The sequence below is a fragment of the Vibrio sp. 1727 genome (assembly GCF_033344415.1).
Lineage (GTDB): Bacteria > Pseudomonadota > Gammaproteobacteria > Enterobacterales > Vibrionaceae > Vibrio > Vibrio alginolyticus.
The window spans coordinates 1-579 of sequence record NZ_JAWPOT010000489.1; the positions used below are offsets into that span (position 1 = coordinate 1).

At 47.2% G+C, this 579-nt stretch carries 1 protein-coding gene; it reads left to right on the forward strand.

Features of this window, described 5'->3' with window-relative positions; all coding sequences use genetic code 11:
- A partial coding sequence (locus tag R8O10_RS26520) for a copper homeostasis protein CutC (protein ID WP_318192138.1) occupies nucleotides 1-441 on the forward strand: 441 nt, incomplete at its 5' end.
- Nucleotides 442-579: the final 138 nt, after the last annotated feature.

The window sequence follows — 579 nt, forward strand, 5'->3', positions numbered from 1 at the left end:
ATCCACATGCCGTTTGCCACCGCTTTGTGCGAGTTTGCACAAGCACTGGGTCTTGGTATCACGTTTCATCGTGCATTTGATCAATGCCGCAATGCAGAACAAGCGTTGGAAGATATCATCTATTTAGGTTGTGAACGTATTCTGACTTCAGGCCTCGCTCCATCTGCACCAGCAGGCGAGAGCGTACTTAAATCTCTTGTGGAACAAGCCCAAGGGCGCATTGCGATCATGGCCGGGGCGGGAGTGAATGCAGACAACGTCCGTCATTTAGTCAAAAACACGAACGTGCAAGAAGTCCATCTTTCAGGCAAGACCACACGCCCTAGCCAAATGACCTTTATTGCTGAACAAAGCAAAATGGGCGCTTCAGATGTCGATGATTTTGCGATTCCTATTACCAGTACTCAAGCCATCGCCAACGTCGCAGCAGCTCTCAAATAACACACTCGAAATCCCCACTTCCTACGTTGAGTGCTAACATATTGAGCATCAAGGAGTGAGGAACGAATAATGTCTAAGCTAAAGAAAAAGGAATACGAACAAGAGCTTAAAAAGCTGCAGGTCGAATTGGTAAAGCTG